The organism is Rahnella sp. NRRL B-41462 (assembly GCF_003263525.1).
Classification (GTDB): Bacteria; Pseudomonadota; Gammaproteobacteria; order Enterobacterales; family Enterobacteriaceae; genus Rahnella; species Rahnella aceris.
Window position 1 is genome coordinate 14,676 of the sequence record NZ_JYDF01000028.1, and the last position, 20,485, is coordinate 35,160.

Below are 20,485 nucleotides of genomic sequence, written 5' to 3' on the forward strand. Positions count from 1 at the left end.
CATGAGTTGTCCGGTTCTCGATTTAGCGCAACAGTTAATCCGCCGCCCTTCCCTCAGCCCGGACGATGCGGGTTGCCAGGAGATTATGATTGCCCGCCTTGAGGCCATTGGTTTTCACATTGAGCCGATGCATTTTGGCGATACCCTGAATTTCTGGGCGACACGTGGTGAAGGCAAAACCCTGGCCTTTGCCGGGCATACCGATGTGGTCCCTACCGGCGATCATAAGCTGTGGGTTACCGGCCCGTTTGAGCCAACGCTGCGCGACGGCATGCTGTATGGTCGCGGCGCGGCAGACATGAAAGGCTCACTGGCGGCGATGGTAGTGGCAGCAGAGCGGTTTGTCGCCGCCAATCCCCATCATCAGGGTCGTCTGGCTTTTCTCATCACTTCTGATGAAGAAGCCAGCGCCGTCAACGGCACCGTCAAAGTGGTCAACGCGCTGATGGCACGCAATGAGCGCCTTGATTACTGTCTGGTCGGCGAGCCTTCCAGCACCACGCGCGTCGGCGATATTGTGAAAAATGGCCGTCGCGGTTCCATGACCGCCAACCTGCATGTGCATGGCGTTCAGGGGCATGTGGCGTATCCGCATCTGGCGGATAATCCGGTACACCGCGCCATGCCCGCGCTGAATGAGCTGGTCGCCACCGTGTGGGATAACGGAAACGAATTCTTCCCGCCAACCAGCATGCAAATTGCCAATATCAACGCGGGCACCGGCAGCAACAACGTCATTCCGGGCGAACTTTATGTGCAGTTCAACTTCCGTTTCAGCACCGAGCTGACTGATGCCATCATCAAACAGCGCGTCGCCGAATTACTGGATCGCCATAACCTGCAATACACCCTGAACTGGGTGGTTTCCGGCCAGCCATTCCTGACATCACGCGGTGAGCTGGTGGATGCCGTAGTCAATGCGGTGCGCCATTACAGTGAAATCACGCCGGAACTGCAAACTACCGGTGGTACCTCTGACGGGCGTTTTATCGCGCTGATGGGGGCGCAGGTGGTTGAACTCGGGCCGGTCAACGCGACTATCCACAAAATCAATGAATGCGTCCATGCCGCTGATCTACAAGTGCTCAGCCGCATGTATCAGCGCATCATGGAACAATTAGTCGCATGATCACTCACGAGATGCTGACCGGGCGCTCCGCTGCACATCTGGTGATTATCGGCGACGGGCCGCATCGTTTGCAGAAGGAAGCGGCGCAGGCATTCGAAAAAATGCGTCTGGCAGCCCGTGAAGCAGGTTTTGACTTGCAACCGGCCAGCACCTTTCGTGATTTCGATCGGCAACTGGCTATCTGGAATGGCAAATTTCGCGGCGAGCGACCAGTATTAGATAAGAACAGTCAGCCGGTGGATGTCAGCGCGCTGACGACAGCAGAACGTTGCGAGCTGATTTTGCGCTGGTCTGCGCTGCCGGGTGCAAGCCGTCACCACTGGGGCAGTGACCTGGATGTGTACGATCCTTCATTGTTACCGGCGGGTAAGACGCTGCAACTGGAGCCGTGGGAATATGAAGAAGGCGGGTATTTTTATCCGCTGAACCAATGGATGTCAGCGCATATGACAGAATATGGTTTTTACCGGCCGTATGCGGAAGATCGAGGCGGTGTGGCTGTCGAACCCTGGCATCTGAGTTACCGCCCGCTGGCGGCAGAATGTGAAAAACAGCTTACGCCGCAGGTGTTGATCAGTTCCTGGACCGGAAAAGACGTCGCTGCTGCAGACTGGTTAGCCGGGCAAATGGACACTCTTTTCCCGCGATTTATCGCCCTCTCACCCTTTTAAGGAGTACACCATGGAGTGGATTAAAGATTACTGGTGGATCGTTCTGATCATTCTGGTCGGCATGTTTATCAGCGGCATCAAAGAGCTGAACCGCGTTGATGTGAAAAAGTTCCTGAAAGATAAACCTGAGATCCCGCCGCATCGCGACAACAATGCCGAGTGGGATAAAGATGACGACTGGCCAAAGAAAAAGTAATCCCACCCCGGTAGCATCTCACTTTTAATCAATATTAGTCGCGGATAATCTAGCGATTCTCCGCCGATTGACTTTACCTCCTGCCGTTATCATTCAACATGAAACTGATGCACGGAGAGAACAAGTCTTTGCAAACATTACCTATTACCCGGGCGGATCAGGCAGTGCCTGAACGCTTTGACGCGTCGAAATTTCTGGGTCTGGCTCCGTTTCTACGTATGAGCATCGCGGGCGAGGAATGGTCTGACATCGCGCAGATACTGATCACCCGTGCGCAACAGACCCCGGATGACGCCGTATTGTGGATGAACCTTTCCACTGTCATGCTGTGCCTGCAACGCACTGAACTGGGTTTGACGATTCAGAATCAGGCACTGGCGATGCAGCAGGTCTATACCCTTTGCCCCGCGCTACAACCGGCGAAGTTACGCTTACTGATACTCATGGTGCCCGGTACGCTTTCCGCGAATGTGCCGCTGGATTGCCTGCTGGAAAACAGCGACATCGAGCTGATTTATTACTACATCACGCCCGAAGCCCCTTTTGAAGCCCCGATCCCTGAACATGATTTACTGATGGTCGGCATCAGCGCCACTACCGAAAATCTGTTCCTGTTGCAGCAACTGGAAGATGTCACGGAACATTGGCCGGTGCCGGTGATCAATGCGCCACAGCATATCCCGAGTTCTGAACGCCAAACCGCCAGCCGCCTGTTGCAAAACCAACCGGGTTTAGCCATTGCCCAGGCGCATGCGATGACGTTTGCGGCGTTATCTGCCGTCGCTGCCGGAGAAACCACGCTGCACGCTGCGCTGCCTGACAGCAGTTATCCGGTGATCCTGCGCCCTGCGGGTTCGCACGGTGGTCACGGTCTGGAAAAAATCACCGGTCAGGAAGAACTGGCTGATTATCTGACCCGCGTGCAGGTTGAAGATTATTTCCTGTCGCAGTTTATTGATTACAGCAATGAAGACGGTCAGTTCCGTAAGTACCGCATTTCGTTGATCGACGGCGTGCCGTATGCCTGTCATATGGCGATTTCATCCCACTGGATGGTGCATTACGTTAACGCTTTTATGTACGAAGATATCCAAAAGCGTGAAGAAGAAGCCGCATTCCTGAACAACTTCTACGAATTTGCCACCCGCCACCAGCAGGCGCTGAAAGCGATTTATGACACCACGCAGCTCGACTATCTCGGCATCGATTGCAGCGAAACACCGGACGGCGAATTGCTGGTGTTTGAAATTGATCCGGCGATGGTGGTGCACGCAATGGATCTGGAAGTGATGTTCCCGCACAAAAAAATCCACATGAATAAAGTTAAAACAGCATGCCGCGAGTTGCTGTTATCCCGTGCCTTTGCGCACACCGACACCTCTGCTGATGCGTTTAAAGGACAAGAATAAACATGATTTCACGTAACGCCCTGAACTTCTCCGGTGGCCCTGGCGCATTGCCGGAAACCGTTCTCACTCAGGTTGAAGCCGCGATAAAAGAAGTGCCGGAAGTCGGCCTGTCGATCCTCGGTATCAGCCACCGTTCAGACTGGTTTGCCGCCATTGTGCAGGAAACCGAAAACAACATCCGCACCCTGCTCGGCTTGTCGAAAGATTTCCATATCCTGTTCCTGCAGGGTGGCGCAACGCAGCAGTTTTCGATGGTGCCGATGACGCTGTTGCGCGGTCAGAAGCAGGCGGCAGAATATCTGGATACCGGTTACTGGAGCAGTAAAGTCGTGACCGAAGCGCGTCGCGAAGGGCCGGTAAAAGTGCTGTGGAGCGGCGAATCGTGCGGATTCAACCGTCTGCCCTCTGACGAAGAACTGGCATTCTCGCCTGATGCGCCCTATCTGCATTATGTCTCGAACGAAACAGTGGAAGGGTTACAGTTTCAGCGCGTTTTAGGCCGCGACGACGTACCGCGCGTCTGCGATATGTCTTCCGATTTCCTGTCCAAACCGTGCGATGCCAATAAGTTTTCGGTCATCTACGCTCATGCGCAGAAAAACATCGGCCCGGCGGGCGTCACTATCGTGCTGGTGCACGATACCGTGGTGAAAGCGTCATCTGACGAATTGCCATCATTCCTGAATTACCGCCGCCAGGTGGAATCTCATTCCAACCTCAATACGCCGCCGGTATTTGCGATTTATGTGGTGCTGCTGGTCACCCGCTGGCTGCTTAACGACGTCGGCGGTCTGGAAAATATGGAACAAACCAACCGCCATAAAGCAGAACTGTTGTATGCAATGCTCGACAACAGCGACGGTTTCTACAATGGCTGGAGCAGCAAAGCCGACCGTTCACACATGAACGTTGCGTTTAAGTTGCCGGATGCGGATCTGGAGAAGAAATTCCTGGCCGAAAGCCAGGAAGCTGGCTTCTCAGGTCTGGCAGGGCACCGTGCGATTGGCGGCATCCGTGCCTCTATCTACAACGCCCTGTCACTGCCAGCGGCAGAAAAGCTGACGAACTTCATGGATGATTTTATGCGTAAAAACCGCAAATAATCGCCTCAGTCAGACATTAAAAAAACGCCCCCGGTTGTGATGCAGCCGGGGGCGTTTTTCAATAAAAGTGGCAATAAAATCAGTGCTGATGCGACTTCGGTTCGTAATTTTGCAAATGCGCTATCGCCGTATTAATCATGTGCGAATCCAGCCCGTGTCCCATACCTGGCTGAAGATTGAGCGTACATTCACAGCCCAATGATTTCAGACGTTCTGCCGCACTTTTCGACTGGAACGGATTAATCACCGGATCCTGTTCGCCATGAATGAAATGCACCACCGTACCGGCGGCAATCGGTTTTTCCGGAAGCGTTGAAAAACGCCCGCTGAACGCGATAATGCGCGACGCCAGATGCTCTTCCACTTTCGTCGATTCCAGCGTCATGATGGTGCCCTGCGAAAAGCCGACTAATGTGGTGTGTTCCGGCGTAACGCCGGTTTTTTGCTGCCAGTCACGGACAATCTGCACAAAAGCTGGCATTGCGGCATCCACTCGCGGCTGACGGTTTTGTTCGGTCACGCCCTGCACGGAAAACCACTGGAAGCCCCGGCCAAAATCACAAATATCCGGGCTGCCGACGCTTATCACCTGCGCCTGCGGGAATGAAACAGCGAAAAACTTACCGATTTCGCCCATAGAAATCGGGTTATCACCCACGCCATGAAATAATAAAATCAGCTGGTTAGCGATTTCTTCCGGCTGCTGGACGATAATTTGTTCTGAGCTCATTGCTCTCTCCCGTTGTCATTTAATGAGTTCACTATACGCCGCCCGCCGGTCAGTGAAATCGGGTTTTATTGAACGAGTCTTTCCATTTTTTGCAATGAAACCGCTGATTTATTCAGCCATTCCCGCGGCTTTCAGCGCCTGTCGTGTCTCCTCACGCCAGCGCGAAACCAGCGCTTTACGGCCGGAAAGCTTCAGCGACATGACGACTTGCGCGACACTTTGCCCCTGTTGCAGATGCGCACGCAACGCCGTCAGTGGCAAAGTGCTGTGCAACAGCACGCGACTGAGCGCCGGTAAACTGCTTTCCAGCGGACGATGGGCGAACGCAAATCCGTTCAGTTCGCGCCAGTCGGCATCATCGGGTTGCGTATCCGCAGTGGTATCGAGCGGCAGGGTTAAATCCATCTGAGGCGCCAGCCAGCGCCAGTCACGGTCAAGCTGATGCACGGCTCTGTCCGCCAGTGCCTGCCCCGCCGCGCTCAGCGGTAATATCGCCATCGCGGCATAACAGCCGCTACTGGCTTCTTTCTGCATACTGACGCGCACCAGCCGGAATCCGGCCTGTTGCCATAATGACGCCAGATCTGACGTGTAGCCAAAACTCACCGACAGGAAATCCAGCCCCGCCTGCTGTTTTTGCGCTGCTAACAAATCACGGGCAATACCCCGACGGCGAAACGCGGGATGTACCGCAATCCGGCTGACACGCCGTGAACGCATAACGGCAGCCTCGGGGAAACCCGCGTGCGCGGCGAGAGACTGCGCCACCAGATTACCGCGCGGACGTCGCCTGCCCGCCCAGACTTCCTGCGCCAGTTCAGCACTCAGCCCGCCTTCATCCACCAGCCATAATGCGCCGGTCAGGGTGTTTTTCTGTCGTGACGCACTGAATGTCATGCCCGGCGCATCCAGCAAACGCCGCAGATCCAGCGGCGACGTGCGGTAGTGCGCGCTGGTCAGCAGGCCGTAGAATTCCTCTAACAGCGCCGGTTCACTCAGCCAGTCGTCGGCATCAATGGAGAAAATTTCTGATGTGCCGCCCGTCTGTTCTGCTACAGGCAAATGCTCGTCAAACAACAATAACTGACTGATAAACGGCTCAAGCGTGTCGGATGATGACCAGCGGACCGGGGAATTCAGACGCAGGTCATGCCACCGCGGCAGGGATGCACAGAATTTAAGTAAGAACCCGCGTCCGGTGCCTTCATATCCCTGAACCGTAGTGGTCAGTAACACACGCGGAAAAGCCGCGATAATTTCCGAAAGCATCGGCGTCGGAATTGCCGCCGCTTCGTCGATAATCAGCCAGTCAATGTCCGTTACCGCGCCTTCGCGGCATAATGAAAGCAACGCATCCGGCGCGATAAAGCGGGCAGACTCTGTTTGATGATTGAGAATCTGGCTGGCTGAGGCTTTCGCCGGTGCGGTTACCCAACAGGTGCCCGGCCACTGTCTGGCAAGCATTCCCGCCAGCGTCGATTTGCCACGGCCACGGGCAGCCGTCAGCACCCATACGCCGGACTGAGCCTGCATCAGTTGTTGTAAAATCTGCGATTGTTCAGCGGTGGGCTGACCGTCGGGTGGCAGCCAGTCGGGTGCTGCTGGCAGCGGGGGGATATCAAAAGGCTGATCCTGCCGGCAAACCGTAATGTTGCGATCTTGTTCGAGCAAAGATCGGAAACGGCGGATGAAACGCGGCGTCGGGATCGCCTGCGGTTGTTCGCTCCAGCGCAGGCTGTCCGCGTCCGGCGTGTCAGACCAGGCGTTCCATTCCGGTATTAGCAGAATCAGCCAGCTTCCGGCTTTCAATGTGCCGGAAAATACCGCCAGCGCCTCGGCATTGAGGCCATAACGCGCATCAAACACACCGTGAAAAATGTCCTGTCCGAGCAACGTCTGCGCAACTGAAGGCGGGCAGGATGTGACGCCATCAGGCGGTGAATCACTCAGCCACAGCCAGTCACCGGCACTTTGGGCAGCGAACAGAACAGCCTGTTGTTCACACCACTGCGTCCCGCCACTGAACACCAGCAAACGCCGGACACCCAGCCGCTGCATCTGCTGCTGTAGCAACGTCGCAGACATGTCAGGTTTTCCCGACAATCATCGATAACAGACCGGCAGCAATCAGCGGCCCGACCGGTACGCCTTTAAACAACGCCACGCCCAGCACGGTGCCGACTAACAGGCCAGCCACCAGATGCGGCTGCGTACCCATCAGCGTCAGGCCACGTCCGCCAAGCCACGACACCAGCACACCCACCAGAATGGCGACAATAGATTTCCAGTGGAGGAAAGAATGCACCATGGTGCTGGCGCTGATTTTTCCGCTGGCAATCGGCGCCATCACGCCAATGGTCAGAATAATAATGCCGATAGTCAGGCCGTATTTTTCTATCCACGGAAAAAAACTGTTCAGTGGCGTAATACGCACCGTGAGGAGGAAGAACATTGCGATGGTGACGGCGCTGTTGTGGCTGATAATGCCCAGACCAGCGAAAACAAGTAAGATCAATAGGGTTGGATCGAGAAAAGCCATGGCATTCCCAGCGGTTCAACATGAAAATGAAAGAGAGGCCCGGGGAGCCTCTCTGGATCGGTCATTGATTATTGAACAGTTTTTAGCAGCAGACCAGCGCTTCCTGCCACTTAATCAGCGGCTGGCAAAGGTATTACACTGATCCGGATTACCGGTATCGAAGCCGCGTTTGAACCAGGTATAACGCTGCTGGGAAGTACCGTGAGTGAAGCTGTCCGGCACCACGCGCCCCTGACTTTGCTGTTGCAACCGGTCATCGCCGATGGCCTGCGCGGCATCCAGCGCTTCTTTCAGATCGCCCTCTTCGAGAACATTTTGCTGCTGCATCGCGTGCCCCCAGACACCGGCGTAACAGTCAGCCTGTAATTCCATTTTCACCGACAACTGATTTACCACAGTCTGCGACGCGCCCTGCTGCATCTCGCGAACCTTGCGTTCGGTGCCCAGCAAATTCTGCACATGGTGGCCGACTTCGTGCGCCACCACATAGCCCTGCGCAAAATCACCGCCCGCGCCGAGTTTGTTCTGCAATTCCTGATAGAACGACAGATCGATATACACCGTGCTGTCCGCCGGACAATAGAACGGCCCCATCACTGACTGGCCGGTGCCACAACCGGTGCGGGTCGCGCCGCGATACATCACCAGTTTGGGTTCACGATAAGTCATGCCCTGCCGCTGGAAAATCTCTTTCCAGGTGTCTTCCGTCGAAGCGAGGATCACCGAGGTGAATTTTGCCTGCTCGTCATCTTTCGGGCTGATGGATTGTGACTGTGTTTGCTGCATGCCGCCGGACTGACCGCCGTCAATCAGCGGAGTGAGGTCGATACCGTAATACCCGGCCACCAGCACCACGATGATGATCACGATACCGCTTTTGCCACGGATCGGCAGGCGCATTCCTCCGCCGCCTAAACCGCCGCCGTTAGATCCCTGTCCGCGTCTGTCTTCTACATTGTCGCTTTCGCGACGCCCTTGCCAACGCATAGATACCTCCAACCTGTTTTTTTAAGACTAGCCAGCACACGCAGTTAATACCATCTGCGAAAGGACGTAAGTTTAGTGGCGGAGGAATTAAATGAAAGGAATCAGTGTTAAAACAAGAAAATTAAATGCAGGAAAGAGAACGGGTGACGGAGGCCATCACCCGTTTAGTGCATACCGCGTAAACGATTGCGTAGTCTGGCTAAAAAAATAACGTGCAGCTTAGTCCAGTTTCACACCGATACGGTGAGCGACTTCTTCGTAAGCTTCGATCAGGCCACCCAGGCTCTGGCGGTAACGGTCTTTGTCCATTTTGTTCAGGGTTTCTTTATCCCACAGGCGGCTGCCGTCAGGAGAGAACTCATCACCGAGCACCACTTCCCCGTTGAACAGACCGAATTCCAGTTTGAAGTCGACCAGGATCAGACCGGCATCATCAAACAGTTTGCTCAGCACGTCGTTGGCTTTGTAGCTCAGCTCTTTCATGCGCGCGAGGTTTTCTTCGTTCACCCAGCCAAACGTCTTGCAATACGATTCGTTGATCATCGGGTCGTGCATGGCGTCATTTTTGAGGAACAAATCGAACAACGGTGGGTTCAGTTCCAGACCTTCTTCAATGCCCAGACGTTTTACCAGCGAACCAGCAGCACGGTTACGGATCACGCATTCAACCGGGACCATATCCAGTTTTTTCACCAGCACTTCGGTGTCAGACAGCAGGCGTTCCATTTGAGTAGGAATACCGGCTTCTTCCAGCTTAGCCATGATGAAATGGTTAAATTTATTGTTAACCATGCCTTTACGGTCGAACTGCTCAATACGCTGACCATCCAGTGCTGACGTATCGTTACGGAACTCCAGTACCAGAAGGTCCGGGTTTTCGGTGGTGTAGACGGTTTTCGCCTTGCCGCGATACAACTCAGCTAACTTTTGCATCTTTACTTACTCCAGTGGAAAAAACAGATGTAAAAAGGGGCCGGAGCCCCTTGGTATTATTTTGCGTTACTCTGGCTAAACGCGGCCTGCATGACCGCCACCATCGCATCGTTCTGCGACTGGCTGAGAGCATGTCCTTTTGGATCAAGGAACTGCAAACTACTACGGTTGTCGAGGTCGCCAACCTGAAGTTTGTAATCACCGGAAGTCAGCCCCGGATCTTTCGCACCCAGTGTCTGCCACGCATCGTCATTCAGCGGTTTGTAGGTCACAGACAATGTGCCTTGCGGACGGCTGCTGTCGGTCACTTTCATGCCGACTTTTGTCAGGGCATTTGGCAGGCGATCCCACACAACACCGTAGCTCTCACGAACAATCAGCACCGGCAGGCCGGTATCATCTGCACCGCTCTGAACATCAATCTCACCAACACGACGGTTGTCGAGGCGTGCCTGAGTATCCTGCTGCACTTTATCCAGGTTCGCCGTGATGGCGTTCATCATCTGGCTGTTGTAACGCTGGATTTCAGCAGAAGAGGTCACAGGTTTATCCTGTTGTTTCAGCTCAAGCGTTTTCACCGTCAGTGCTAACTGGTAACTCTGCTGTTTCACGCTGATCTGATAACGCCCCTGATACTGGAAGTCTTCATCCGCACGATTCCAGTCAACGAAATCGGTGGTCAGTGTCTGGTTAGCATCATCACGGTTGGCAATTTTGAAATTATTTTGCTCAACCGCTTTCACGACGTTATTCCACAGATCACGGTTCTGCGCGGTATTTTCCAGCAACACGGTGCTGCTGTTGCCAGAGAATTGCGTCTGGGAACCGCTCAGCAGCGCCAGTGGCTGGGATGGTGGACGGATGTCGAGCTGTTTGCCCACGGCGCCCTGCATTGATCCTGCCTGAACTTCATACGTTCCGTTCTGCACGGGAAGAATCATCCCGACCGGCGCTTTCAGCTCATGCAGACCTGACGCATCCAGGTAGGCTTCATCGCCACTTACCTGGCGTTTGTAACGTTGATCGCTTGAACAGGCGGCCAGCAGCATGATCAGGGAAACCCCGACCACTTTTGCTACGGCCGTTTTCTGCAATCGGGTCATCTGGAAACTGTTCTTGTCAAATAAAGAGGCCATCAAATCTTCCTAAGAGTTACAGCAAACCGGCGCTTTTTAATGCTTCTTCCACGACCGGACGGGCAGCATCTGTTAACGGCGTCATAGGCAGACGCATCGTATCGGTTGCCATCAACCCCAGTGCCTTACAGGCCCATTTCACCGGGATTGGGTTTGCTTCTACAAACAAATTCTGATGCAAAGGCATCAGGCGCTGATTCAGGCGACGCGCTTCGGCAAAGTTGCCAAGCGCTGCCAGCTCACAAAGTTGGGCCATTTCACGGGCAGCTACGTTAGCCGTGACGGAAATAACGCCCTTACCACCGAGTTGCATAAAGTCCAGACCGCTGGCGTCATCGCCGCTCAGCAAAATGAAATCTTCATCATCAACCAGCACTTGGATCTGACTAACCCGACTTAAGTTCCCTGTTGCTTCTTTAACAGCAACAATATTCTTCAATTTTGCTAAACGCGCGATAGTCTGCGGCAACATATCGCAGCCGGTACGTGAAGGCACGTTGTAGAGAATTTGCGGCAAAGAGGTATTTTCAGCGATGGCTTTGAAGTGCTGATACAGACCTTCCTGCGTCGGACGGTTGTAATAAGGGGTGACTGTCAGGCAACCAACAACGCCACTTTTTTCAAAACGTTGCGTAAGAGAAATCGCTTCAGCAGTCGCGTTTGCGCCAGTGCCTGCGATAACAGGGATGCGTCCATCAGCCAGTTCCAGCGTCTGTAAGACCACGTCACCGTGCTCTTCATGGCTCAACGTGGCCGACTCGCCGGTCGTGCCAACGGAAACGATCGCCGCAGTACCACTGGACACATGATAATCAATCAGTTTTTTCAGACTCGCGCGATCGACAGCACCTTTGGTGTCCATCGGCGTAACCAGTGCAACAATACTTCCCGTAAACATTGACCTTCCCCTCCACAAACAGGTCACTCATGGTACTTTTGACACCACTGCAAAAGCAAGCAATCAACGAGCGGTAACCGCTTGTCCGGCGGTTTTTTTTATGTTTACCTTGGGAATACTCCCAAGCACGACAGGAAGACCTATTTTGCCGCAGCCACAACAACATTATCTCGTGATCACCGCCTTAGGCGCTGATCGTCCGGGTATCGTCAACACCATTACCCGTCAGGTCAGCAGCTGCGGCTGTAATATTGAAGACAGCCGTCTGGCGATGCTCGGTGATGAGTTTACGTTTATCATGCTGCTTTCCGGAAGCTGGAACGCGATTACACTGATCGAATCCACCCTGCCGCAAAAAGGCGCAGAGCTGGAATTATTGATCGTGATGAAGCGAACCAGTGCACATGAACGCCAGCCAATGCCTGCTACGGTCTGGGTGAAAGTGGAGGTGAAAGACTCTCCGCATCTGATCGAACGTTTTACCGATTTATTCGATACGCATCAGATGAATATCGCCGAACTTGCCTCAAAAACGCGCCCGGCAGATGCCGCCACGCCGGCGCAGTTATCGATTCAAATAACGGCACACAGCGCAGCCAATACCGATGCGGCAATTATTGAGCAGGCGTTTCATCAGCTATGTACAGAACTGAAAGCGCAAGGCAGTATTAACGTGGTTAGTTATTCTGAGAATGAAGATAAACTGCAGTAATCGCTAAGAGATATGGAGAAAGACAATGAGCCCACTGAAAGCCGGTGACCCTGCGCCGCAATTTAGTTTGCCCGACCAAGACGGTGAACAAATTAATCTGGCCGACTTCCAGGGACAGAAAGTCCTGGTCTATTTCTATCCTAAAGCCATGACGCCGGGCTGTACCGTACAAGCCTGCGGACTGCGCGATAACATGGATCAGTTAAAAAATGCCGGAGTGGAAGTGCTGGGGATCAGCACCGATAAACCGGAAAAACTGTCGCGTTTTGCTGAGAAAGAGTTGCTGAACTTCACCTTGTTGTCCGATGAAGATCATCAGGTCTGTGAGCAGTTTGGCGTCTGGGGTGAAAAATCCTTTATGGGGAAAACCTACGACGGCATCCATCGCATCAGCTTCCTGCTCGACGGCAATGGCAAAGTCGAGAAAGTGTTCGACGATTTCAAAACCACCAATCACCATGACATCGTCATGGCCTACCTCAACGGTAAATAGCCGACACGGTCAGATTGTGGAGACAAAAAAAGCGCAGACGCGCTTTTTTTATTGGGTGCGGTAAGCAGAAAAAATCAGACCGTTTCGTTGAGTGATTCATCCGGCCAGACGTGAACCACGGCTTTGACCAGCGTCGCCAGCGGTATGGCAAAGAACACCCCCCAGAATCCCCACAGACCGCCAAACACCACGACAGAAAGAATAATCACCAGCGGATGCAGGTTCACGGCCTCGGAGAACAACAGCGGCACGATCACATTACCGTCCAGCCCCTGCACCACCAGATAGGCGACGAAAAGCGTCCAGAAATCCGCGCCCAGCCCCCACTGGAACATCGCGACAATCACCACCGGAATGGTCACCAGCATCGCGCCGATATACGGGATCAGAACGGATACGCCGACCAGCACCGCCAGCAGCAGCGAATAATGCAAATCCATCACCCAGAACACCAGATACGTGGCCACTCCGACGATAATCATTTCGAGCACTTTGCCGCGAATATAGTTGGTGACCTGCTGATTCATCTCCACCCAAACCTGTCCGGCCAGCCCGCGATCGCGGGGCAGAACGCGACGCACGGCACTCAGCATCTGCTCTTTATCTTTGAGCAGAAAGAACACCATCATCGGCACCAGAATCAGGTAAATTGCCAGCGTCAGTAAACCGACCAGCGAGGCCAGTGAATATTTCACTACTGACTCACCCAGCCCGGATAATTTGCTGCGCATGTTTTCCGCCATCATATCGATGATGCCCGCATCCACCAGCGCCGGATAACGCTTCGGCAATGTTGCGGCGAAATCATAAAAGCGGTTCAGCATGCTCGGTAAATCGGTCATCAGGTTCACACCCTGCTGCCAGGTCACCGGGGCAATGACAAACATACCGAGCAGCAAAATACCGGCAAAAATAATCAGCACCACGCTGACCGACAGCGTGCGCGAAAGCCCGACATGTTGCAGACGCACCGTCGGCCATTCCAGCAAATAGGCGAGTACGATCGCCACCAGAAGCGGCGCAAGGATACCATTGAGAAAATAGAGGATGCAGAATCCTGCGACCAGAATCGCCAGCAGCGCGATAGCCTGCGGGTCGGTAAAGCGACGGCGATACCACTGTAATAACATATCCAACATTAATAAAACGCTCCTGTAATTTCGGGTCTGGCATCTACGCGCTGTTCGTTCCCTGCGCGCTCAGACACAAGTAACTATTTAAAAAATTCGTTGTCACACGACTGTAGCTTCGGAGTGTTTTAAACTCTCACGCGGATAGCTACTATAGAGACCAGCGCAGAGAAAAGCGCAAGAAAATAATGGTCTGACTGACTGTCCGCAGAAGAAAGGCTCGCAAAGCTCATCGGTATCGCGGTTAACTTATTGGGAAGCAAATGTTTATGGTCATGCGGTTGAAAAAAAGGGTGATTGCCCTGTGTCTGGGCAGCCTGCTGGCGGGTTCCATACCGCCCGCCGGTGCGGATGACAGTTCATTCTGGTCAACCCCCGTGAGCCCCGTAAAAAGCCCTAACTCGCCGTTAGCCCCGCCGGTGAGCGACCAATTACCGGACATCGGCACCACTGCGGGCGGCACGCTCAGTATTAATCAGGAATTACAGATGGGCGATTTTTATGTCCGTCAGATGCGCGCCAGCACGCCGCTGATTAACGATCCACTGCTCAATCAATACATCAACGAACTGGGGCAACGGCTGGTGGCGCATGCCTATTCCGTCCGCACGCCGTTCCATTTTTTCATCGTCAATAATGATGAGCTGAATGCCTTCGCCTTCTTTGGCGGCAATGTGGTACTTCACTCATCACTGTTCCGTTATACCGATAACGAAAGCCAGCTGGCGTCCGTCATGGCGCACGAAATTTCCCACGTGACCCAGCGCCATCTGGCGCGTGCGATGGAAGACCAGCAACGTAACGCGCCGCTCACCTGGGTGGGGGCGCTGGGGTCAATTCTACTGGCGATGGCCAGCCCGCAAATGGGCATGGCGGCACTGACCGGCACGCTGGCGGGTACGCAACAAGGCATGATCAGCTTCACGCAGGGCAATGAGCAGGAAGCCGACCGTATCGGCATTCAGGTCTTACAGCGTTCGGGGTTTGATCCGCAGGCGATGCCCGCCTTCCTGCAAAAACTGGCAGATCAGGCGAGCTACTCGACCCGTCCGCCGGAAATGTTGCTGACGCACCCGTTGCCCGACAGCCGTCTGGCCGATATCCGTAACCGCGCCAACCAGATGCCGCACCCGATTGTGCAATCTTCACAAGATTATACCCTGGCGAAAGTACGCATATTGGGGATGTACGGTTCAGAGAGCTTCCCGCTGAGTGACGACTATCTGCTGAAACTGAGCAATGGCAATATCCGCGAGCAACTGGCGGCAAAATACGGCCATGCACTGCAATTTTATAAAGCCAAAAAATACGATCAGGCGCGGACGATCCTTGAACCGCTGCTGGCTCAGAATCCGGGCAACGAATGGTTACTCGATTTAGCCACCGATAATGATATCGACAGCAAACGTGCGCCGCAGGCGATAGCGCGTCTGGAGCAGGCCGGTGCGGCCAGCAGTGCCAACGCCGTGCTGCAACTCAATCTGGCCAATGCTTATCTCGAAGGCGCGAAACCGGCCAATGCCATGAAAATCCTCAACCGCTATACTTTCAATTATCCGGGTGATCCGAATGGTTGGGATTTGTTGTCTCAGGCCGCTGCCGCCCAGGGTTTACGTGCGCAGGAACTGGCTGCCCGTGCGGAAAGCGTGGCATTAGTCGGACGTCTGGATCAGGCGATTGAAATGCTGAGCAATGCCAGCGCATTACAAAAATTAGGCAGTCTGGAACAGGCCCGTTATGACGCACGAATCGACCAGCTTCGTCAGTTGCAGCAGCGATTCCGTCAGTATCAGAAAGGCTGATTTCAGTGCCAAAATGGAGGGAATTTTATGCAACACGACGTCGCAATCTATCATAACCCGGCATGTTCGAAGAGCCGTGAAACCCTGAAGTTGCTGGAAGCAGAAGGCATTGAACCGCAAGTGATTTTGTATCTGGAAACGCAGCCGTCAGTGGATAAGCTGAAAGAATTGATCGGCCTGCTGGGTTTCAGCTCAGCACGTGAACTGATGCGTAAGGGTGAGCAGATTTATAAAGACATGAATCTGAAGGATACCAGTCTGAGCGAGGACGCGCTGTTACAGGTGATGGCCGATCATCCGCGGCTGATTGAACGTCCGATTGTGGTGGCCAACGGCAAAGCGCGTTTAGGGCGTCCGCCGGAACAGGTCAAAGAGATTTTATAACCCCGCGCTTTCAGTTCGGGTTCAGTGCTAACGAACCCGGACATCCCTTCCTGTCACAACCCGAGAATTTCTTTCACGAACGGGATCGTCAGTTTCCGCTGCGCCGTAATCGAAGCGCGATCGAGCTGATCCAGGGTCATAAACAACGTACGCATTTCCCGATCCAGACGTTTGAGCAGGAAACGGCCCACGTCTTCCGGCAGTTCAAACCCGCGCAGTTTAGCGCGTAGCTGCAATGCCTGAAGTTTTTCTTCATCGGAAAGCGGCTGAAGTTTGTAGATTTGCCCCCAGTCGAGACGGGAAGCCAGATCCGGCAGGCTGAGATTGAGCTGACGCGGAGGTCGATCGCCGGTAATAAACAGGCGCGTACGGCCGGTTTCAAGAATGCGGTTATAGAGATGGAAAACAGCCGCTTCCCATTCATCATCACCGGCAATGCCTTCGATATTATCGATGCACACCAGCGCCAGGTGCTCCATACCGTCCAGCACTTCAGGCACGAAATACGCGCGTTTGTCTAATGGCACATAACCGACGGCTTCACCGCGCTGTGATAATTCGGCGCAGGCTGCATGCAGCAAGTGGCTGCGGCCGCCGCCCTCGCGTGACCAGAAATAAATATAAGTGCCGTGTTCCTGATGCAATGCGCTCTGAATGGCAGAAAGCAGAGAGGGGTTTTCCCCCGGATAAAAACTGGCAAAGGTTTCATCATCGGGAAGATAAAGTGGCAAAGAAAGCTGTGCCGGCGTATTCAGAAGCACCTCAACCAAAGCGGTATAATGACCGCAGATGTTGTCACGTCAATAAAAGGAACTGCCGAATTCTAGCAAGGATCCGTTGTGAAATGAACTGTGCCCGGTGCAACCGCTTGCGATCCGAGCACCTGACCGGCTGGCAATACACCCGCCGGTCAGGGATTCACTTAAAAACGTGCAGATCAGACCGGCGGATTTTCCCGCTCATCTTCAACATCAATGATCTGTTCTTCGCCACGGAAAATCTCGATAACTTTGAACAGCAGACTCAGGAAAATGCCCACGATCGTTGCCAGCGCCATGCCTTTCAGCTCCGCTGCACCAATGTGGATTTTCGCGCCGCTGACACCGATGATCAGGATCACTGCGGTCAGGATCAGGTTTTGTGCTTTATTGTAATCCACTTTCGATTCAATCAGCACGCGGATACCGGATGCACCAATCACACCATAAAGCAGCAATGAAACGCCGCCCATCACCGGTACCGGCACAGCCTGGATGGCTGCCGCCAGTTTGCCGATACAGGAAAGCAGAATAGCCAGAATGGCCGCGCCGCCAATAACCCAGGTGCTGTATACCTTGGTGATGGCCATGACGCCGATGTTTTCACCGTACGTGGTATTTGGCGTTGAGCCGAAGAAACCGGACAATACGGTCGACAAACCGTTTGCCAGCATCGAACGGTGCAGGCCCGGATCACGCAGTAAATCTTTCTTCACAATGTTTGCCGTCACAACCAGATGCCCGACGTGTTCGGCAATAACCACCAGCGCCGCAGGCAGGATCGTAAGGATGGCGACCCATTCAAAACGTGGCGTATAGAAGGTTGGCAGCGCGAACCAGTGCGCATTCTCGATCGTTGAGACATCCACCACCCCCATAAAGAACGACAGTGCATAACCCACCAGCACGCCGATCAGGATCGGGATAATCGCCAGGAAACCACGGAACAGCACGGACCCCAGAATGGTCACAGACAGTGTCACCAGCGAAATGGTAATGGTGGTGGAATCCACCGCCGCGCCCTCGGCAGGTAACAGACCCGCCATATTCGCCGCCACGCCCGCGAGTTCCAGTCCGATGACGGCAACGATTGCGCCCATCGCCGCAGGCGGGAATATCACGTTAATCCAGCCAATCCCGGCTTTCTTAACAATCAGCGCCACCAGGCAGAACAACAGCCCGCAGGCAATAAAACCACCGAGCGCCACCTCATACCCCATCGGTAACAGCAACAGCACCGGGGAAATAAACGCGAAGCTCGAGCCAAGGTAAGCCGGTATTTTCCCTTTACAGACAAATAAATACAGCAAAGTCCCTATGCCATTGAACAGCAGCACCGTTGCCGGGTTGATCTTAAACAGAATGGGCACCAGAACGGTGGCACCAAACATGGCAAACAGATGCTGGAAACTCAGGGGAATCGTCTGCAGCAATGGCGGACGTTCGCTTACCCCGATGACACGACGGGTCATGAATGTGATCCTCTCAATGGTGTGATGTTGTATATGACGAGCAAAAAAAAGCCGACTGATTAGTCGGCTAAACGCTTATTTATTTCGTACCAAATATCTTGTCGCCCGCATCGCCGAGCCCCGGGATGATGTAGCCTTTATCGTTGAGTCCCTGATCCACCGAGGCGGTGTACAACTCAACGTCCGGGTGTGCGGCTTCGAGAGCAGCGATCCCTTCCGGCGCGGCAACCAGCACCAGCACTTTAATGCTCTGGCAGCCGGCTTTTTTCAGCAGGTCGATGGTGGCAATCATAGACCCCCCCGTCGCCAGCATCGGATCAACCACCAGTGCCAGACGTTCTTCAATGTTAGAAACCAGTTTCTGAAAATACGGCACAGGCTTGAGGGTTTCTTCATCACGGTACACGCCGACCACACTGATACGCGCACTCGGAACGTGTTCCAGTACGCCTTCCATCATGCCCAGACCGGCACGCAGGATAGGCACTACGGTAATTTTCTTGCCTTTAATCTGATCGATTTCAACCGGGCCATTCCAGCCTTCGATCGTCACTTTTTCAGTTTCTAAATCAGCAGTCGCTTCATACGTCAGCAGACTTCCCACCTCAGAAGCCAGTTCGCGAAAACGTTTCGTGCTGATGTCGTTTTCACGCATCAGGCCCAGCTTGTGTTTCACCAGCGGGTGTTTCACCTCGACGATCTTCATTATTTATTCTCCTAAGGTGGTTGAGCTGCAAAAAAAAATCGCGAGATTATAACGCCATTTTTTTTGAACGCCATACCAAATAGCCTGATCTGGATCATCAGTAACCCGGTTAGAGTATAGACAGCCTAAAACTCATCATCGAATAAGGCGCTCGCAAACGTTTGCTTCCACTGTTAGAATTGCCCCGCTTTATTCTTCAACCACCAACCCAAACCGCCGTGGGGACTTCGCAGTGACCGACAAAACCTCTCTCAGCTATAAAGACGCAGGCGTAGATATCGATGCCGGTAACGCATTGGTAGACCGCATTAAAGGTGTAGTAAAACAGACTCGCCGCCCTGAAGTGATGGGTGGACTGGGCGGTTTTGGTGCCCTCTGCGCGCTGCCGCAAAAATATCGTGAACCCGTACTGGTTTCGGGTACCGACGGCGTTGGCACCAAGCTGCGTCTGGCGATGGATTTGAAACGCCATGATACTATCGGTATCGATCTGGTCGCGATGTGCGTCAACGATTTAATCGTTCAGGGCGCTGAACCGCTGTTCTTCCTCGACTATTACGCCACCGGCAAACTGGACGTCGATACTGCCGCCAGCGTGATCACCGGTATCGCAGAAGGCTGTAAACAGTCTGGCTGTGCGTTAGTCGGCGGTGAAACCGCTGAAATGCCGGGCATGTATCACGGCGAAGATTACGACGTGGCAGGCTTCTGCGTGGGTGTGGTGGAAAAATCAGAAATCATCGACGGCAGCAAAGTGGCTGACGGGGATGTGCTGATCGGCCTGGCCGCCAGTGGCCCGCATTCCAACGGTTATTCTCTGGTGCGCAAAATTCTGGAAGTCAGTAAGACTGACCCGGAAACCACCGATCTGGCAGGCAAACCGCTGGCCGATCACCTGCTCGCACCAACCAAAATTTACGTGAAATCGATTCTGAACCTGATCGAAAACGTGGATGTTCACGGCATCGTCCATCTGACCGGTGGCGGCTTCTGGGAAAATATCCCACGTGTATTGCCGGACAACACGCAGGTGATTATCGACGAATCAAGCTGGCAGTGGCCGGATGTCTTCACCTGGCTGCAAACCGCCGGTAATGTCAGCCGTCACGAAATGTACCGCACCTTTAACTGTGGTGTGGGCATGCTGGTGGCACTTCCGGCAGAACTGGCCGATCAGGCGATTGCATTACTGAACGATAATGGCGAAAAAGCGTGGAAAATTGGCTACATTAAAGCCTCTGACTCCGCTGAACGCGTGGTTATTGAATAAAACCAGTAAATCAACTGACTGAAGACG

Annotated in this window: 20 protein-coding genes and 1 pseudogene; 10 read left to right on the forward strand and 11 right to left on the reverse strand. The window is 53.7% G+C overall.

Annotated features, from left to right (window positions below):
• The first annotated feature begins 1 nt into the window (after position 1).
• The 5 genes from dapE to UC14_RS08090 all read left to right on the forward strand — a co-directional run bounded on the left by dapE (position 2) and on the right by UC14_RS08090 (position 4,508).
• Complete coding sequence (dapE, locus tag UC14_RS08070; protein ID WP_013576542.1) at positions 2 to 1,129, forward strand: succinyl-diaminopimelate desuccinylase; 1,128 nt, start codon at positions 2 to 4, stop codon at positions 1,127 to 1,129.
• Positions 1,126 to 1,800: a M15 family metallopeptidase gene (locus UC14_RS08075; RefSeq protein WP_037036933.1), complete on the forward strand. Its 675-nt coding sequence runs from the start codon at positions 1,126 to 1,128 to the stop codon at positions 1,798 to 1,800. Before dapE ends, UC14_RS08075 begins: the two co-directional genes overlap by 4 nt.
• Positions 1,801 to 1,810: 10 nt before the next feature.
• Positions 1,811 to 1,996, forward strand: a complete 186-nt coding sequence (locus UC14_RS08080) for a YpfN family protein (RefSeq protein WP_013576544.1) — start codon at positions 1,811 to 1,813, stop codon at positions 1,994 to 1,996.
• 128 nt (positions 1,997 to 2,124) lie between these two features.
• Positions 2,125 to 3,405, forward strand: coding sequence for a RimK family alpha-L-glutamate ligase (locus tag UC14_RS08085; protein WP_232829654.1), 1,281 nt, complete (start codon positions 2,125 to 2,127; stop codon positions 3,403 to 3,405).
• 2 nt (positions 3,406 to 3,407) lie between these two features.
• Positions 3,408 to 4,508 carry a phosphoserine transaminase gene (locus UC14_RS08090; protein ID WP_112197532.1) on the forward strand — a complete coding sequence of 367 codons (1,101 nt, stop codon included), beginning with the start codon at positions 3,408 to 3,410 and terminating at the stop codon, positions 4,506 to 4,508.
• A gap of 79 nt (positions 4,509 to 4,587) precedes the next feature.
• Here UC14_RS08090 and ypfH read toward each other — a convergent pair whose 3' ends face one another.
• The 7 genes from ypfH to dapA form a co-directional block, all read right to left on the reverse strand.
• Complete coding sequence (ypfH, locus tag UC14_RS08095) at positions 4,588 to 5,238, reverse strand: esterase (protein WP_013576547.1); 651 nt, start codon at positions 5,236 to 5,238, stop codon at positions 4,588 to 4,590.
• A 108-nt stretch (positions 5,239 to 5,346) separates the two neighbouring features.
• Positions 5,347 to 7,323: a tRNA(Met) cytidine acetyltransferase TmcA gene (locus UC14_RS08100; RefSeq protein WP_112197533.1), complete on the reverse strand. Its 1,977-nt coding sequence runs from the start codon at positions 7,321 to 7,323 to the stop codon at positions 5,347 to 5,349.
• Position 7,324: 1 nt separating this feature from the next.
• Positions 7,325 to 7,777 carry a DUF441 domain-containing protein gene (locus UC14_RS08105; RefSeq protein ID WP_013576549.1) on the reverse strand — a complete coding sequence of 151 codons (453 nt, stop codon included), beginning with the start codon at positions 7,775 to 7,777 and terminating at the stop codon, positions 7,325 to 7,327.
• 114 nt (positions 7,778 to 7,891) lie between these two features.
• Positions 7,892 to 8,764, reverse strand: coding sequence for a neutral zinc metallopeptidase (locus UC14_RS08110; RefSeq protein WP_013576550.1), 873 nt, complete (start codon positions 8,762 to 8,764; stop codon positions 7,892 to 7,894).
• Between the two features lie 219 nt (positions 8,765 to 8,983).
• Positions 8,984 to 9,697, reverse strand: coding sequence for a phosphoribosylaminoimidazolesuccinocarboxamide synthase (gene purC / locus UC14_RS08115; protein ID WP_013576551.1), 714 nt, complete (start codon positions 9,695 to 9,697; stop codon positions 8,984 to 8,986).
• 56 nt (positions 9,698 to 9,753) lie between these two features.
• Positions 9,754 to 10,833, reverse strand: coding sequence for an outer membrane protein assembly factor BamC (gene bamC / locus UC14_RS08120; protein ID WP_013576552.1), 1,080 nt, complete (start codon positions 10,831 to 10,833; stop codon positions 9,754 to 9,756).
• A gap of 16 nt (positions 10,834 to 10,849) precedes the next feature.
• Entirely contained in the window at positions 10,850 to 11,731 is an 882-nt protein-coding gene (gene dapA / locus UC14_RS08125) for a 4-hydroxy-tetrahydrodipicolinate synthase (protein WP_013576553.1), read from the reverse strand.
• 145 nt (positions 11,732 to 11,876) lie between these two features.
• On the opposite strand from dapA, the gene UC14_RS08130 reads away from it, so the two are divergent.
• Both UC14_RS08130 and bcp read left to right on the forward strand, forming a co-directional pair.
• On the forward strand, positions 11,877 to 12,443 hold the full coding sequence (locus UC14_RS08130) for a glycine cleavage system transcriptional repressor (protein WP_013576554.1): 567 nt from the start codon (positions 11,877 to 11,879) through the stop codon (positions 12,441 to 12,443).
• A gap of 25 nt (positions 12,444 to 12,468) precedes the next feature.
• On the forward strand, positions 12,469 to 12,936 hold the full coding sequence (gene bcp, locus UC14_RS08135; RefSeq protein WP_013576555.1) for a thioredoxin-dependent thiol peroxidase: 468 nt from the start codon (positions 12,469 to 12,471) through the stop codon (positions 12,934 to 12,936).
• Between the two features lie 74 nt (positions 12,937 to 13,010).
• Here the strand turns inward: bcp and UC14_RS08140 are convergent, their stop codons facing one another.
• Complete coding sequence (locus UC14_RS08140; RefSeq protein ID WP_013576556.1) at positions 13,011 to 14,075, reverse strand: AI-2E family transporter; 1,065 nt, start codon at positions 14,073 to 14,075, stop codon at positions 13,011 to 13,013.
• Between the two features lie 416 nt (positions 14,076 to 14,491).
• On the opposite strand from UC14_RS08140, the pseudogene UC14_RS08145 reads away from it, so the two are divergent.
• Positions 14,492 to 15,868, forward strand: a pseudogene (locus tag UC14_RS08145) (M48 family metalloprotease); the annotation flags it as partial.
• 27 nt (positions 15,869 to 15,895) lie between these two features.
• Positions 15,896 to 16,252 (forward strand): arsenate reductase (glutaredoxin), encoded by a 357-nt coding sequence (arsC, locus tag UC14_RS08150; protein WP_112197534.1) that lies wholly within the window; start codon positions 15,896 to 15,898, stop codon positions 16,250 to 16,252.
• 53 nt (positions 16,253 to 16,305) lie between these two features.
• On the opposite strand, the gene hda is transcribed toward arsC, so the two are convergent.
• The 3 genes from hda to upp form a co-directional block, all read right to left on the reverse strand.
• The gene (hda, locus tag UC14_RS08155) at positions 16,306 to 17,013 is read right to left on the reverse strand and encodes a DnaA inactivator Hda (RefSeq protein ID WP_013576559.1); all 708 of its coding nucleotides are present in this window, start codon (positions 17,011 to 17,013) and stop codon (positions 16,306 to 16,308) included.
• A gap of 176 nt (positions 17,014 to 17,189) precedes the next feature.
• The gene (gene uraA / locus UC14_RS08160; RefSeq protein WP_013576560.1) at positions 17,190 to 18,482 is read right to left on the reverse strand and encodes a uracil permease; all 1,293 of its coding nucleotides are present in this window, start codon (positions 18,480 to 18,482) and stop codon (positions 17,190 to 17,192) included.
• Positions 18,483 to 18,561: 79 nt separating this feature from the next.
• Entirely contained in the window at positions 18,562 to 19,188 is a 627-nt protein-coding gene (gene upp, locus UC14_RS08165) for a uracil phosphoribosyltransferase (RefSeq protein ID WP_013576561.1), read from the reverse strand.
• Between the two features lie 232 nt (positions 19,189 to 19,420).
• On the opposite strand from upp, the gene purM reads away from it, so the two are divergent.
• Positions 19,421 to 20,458 carry a phosphoribosylformylglycinamidine cyclo-ligase gene (purM, locus tag UC14_RS08170; protein ID WP_015690292.1) on the forward strand — a complete coding sequence of 346 codons (1,038 nt, stop codon included), beginning with the start codon at positions 19,421 to 19,423 and terminating at the stop codon, positions 20,456 to 20,458.
• The last annotated feature ends 27 nt before the right edge of the window (positions 20,459 to 20,485 follow it).

Coding starts and splice junctions, on each gene's coding strand:
- dapE (WP_013576542.1), top strand. CDS start 2: ATGAGTTGTCCGGTTCTCGATTTAGCGCAACAGTTAATCCGCCGCCCT.
- UC14_RS08075 (WP_037036933.1), top strand. CDS start 1,126: ATGATCACTCACGAGATGCTGACCGGGCGCTCCGCTGCACATCTGGTG.
- UC14_RS08080 (WP_013576544.1), top strand. CDS start 1,811: ATGGAGTGGATTAAAGATTACTGGTGGATCGTTCTGATCATTCTGGTC.
- UC14_RS08090 (WP_112197532.1), top strand. CDS start 3,408: ATGATTTCACGTAACGCCCTGAACTTCTCCGGTGGCCCTGGCGCATTG.
- ypfH (WP_013576547.1), bottom strand. CDS start 5,238: ATGAGCTCAGAACAAATTATCGTCCAGCAGCCGGAAGAAATCGCTAAC.
- UC14_RS08100 (WP_112197533.1), bottom strand. CDS start 7,323: ATGTCTGCGACGTTGCTACAGCAGCAGATGCAGCGGCTGGGTGTCCGG.
- UC14_RS08105 (WP_013576549.1), bottom strand. CDS start 7,777: ATGGCTTTTCTCGATCCAACCCTATTGATCTTACTTGTTTTCGCTGGT.
- UC14_RS08110 (WP_013576550.1), bottom strand. CDS start 8,764: ATGCGTTGGCAAGGGCGTCGCGAAAGCGACAATGTAGAAGACAGACGC.
- purC (WP_013576551.1), bottom strand. CDS start 9,697: ATGCAAAAGTTAGCTGAGTTGTATCGCGGCAAGGCGAAAACCGTCTAC.
- bamC (WP_013576552.1), bottom strand. CDS start 10,833: ATGGCCTCTTTATTTGACAAGAACAGTTTCCAGATGACCCGATTGCAG.
- dapA (WP_013576553.1), bottom strand. CDS start 11,731: ATGTTTACGGGAAGTATTGTTGCACTGGTTACGCCGATGGACACCAAA.
- bcp (WP_013576555.1), top strand. CDS start 12,469: ATGAGCCCACTGAAAGCCGGTGACCCTGCGCCGCAATTTAGTTTGCCC.
- UC14_RS08140 (WP_013576556.1), bottom strand. CDS start 14,075: ATGTTGGATATGTTATTACAGTGGTATCGCCGTCGCTTTACCGACCCG.
- arsC (WP_112197534.1), top strand. CDS start 15,896: ATGCAACACGACGTCGCAATCTATCATAACCCGGCATGTTCGAAGAGC.
- uraA (WP_013576560.1), bottom strand. CDS start 18,482: ATGACCCGTCGTGTCATCGGGGTAAGCGAACGTCCGCCATTGCTGCAG.
- upp (WP_013576561.1), bottom strand. CDS start 19,188: ATGAAGATCGTCGAGGTGAAACACCCGCTGGTGAAACACAAGCTGGGC.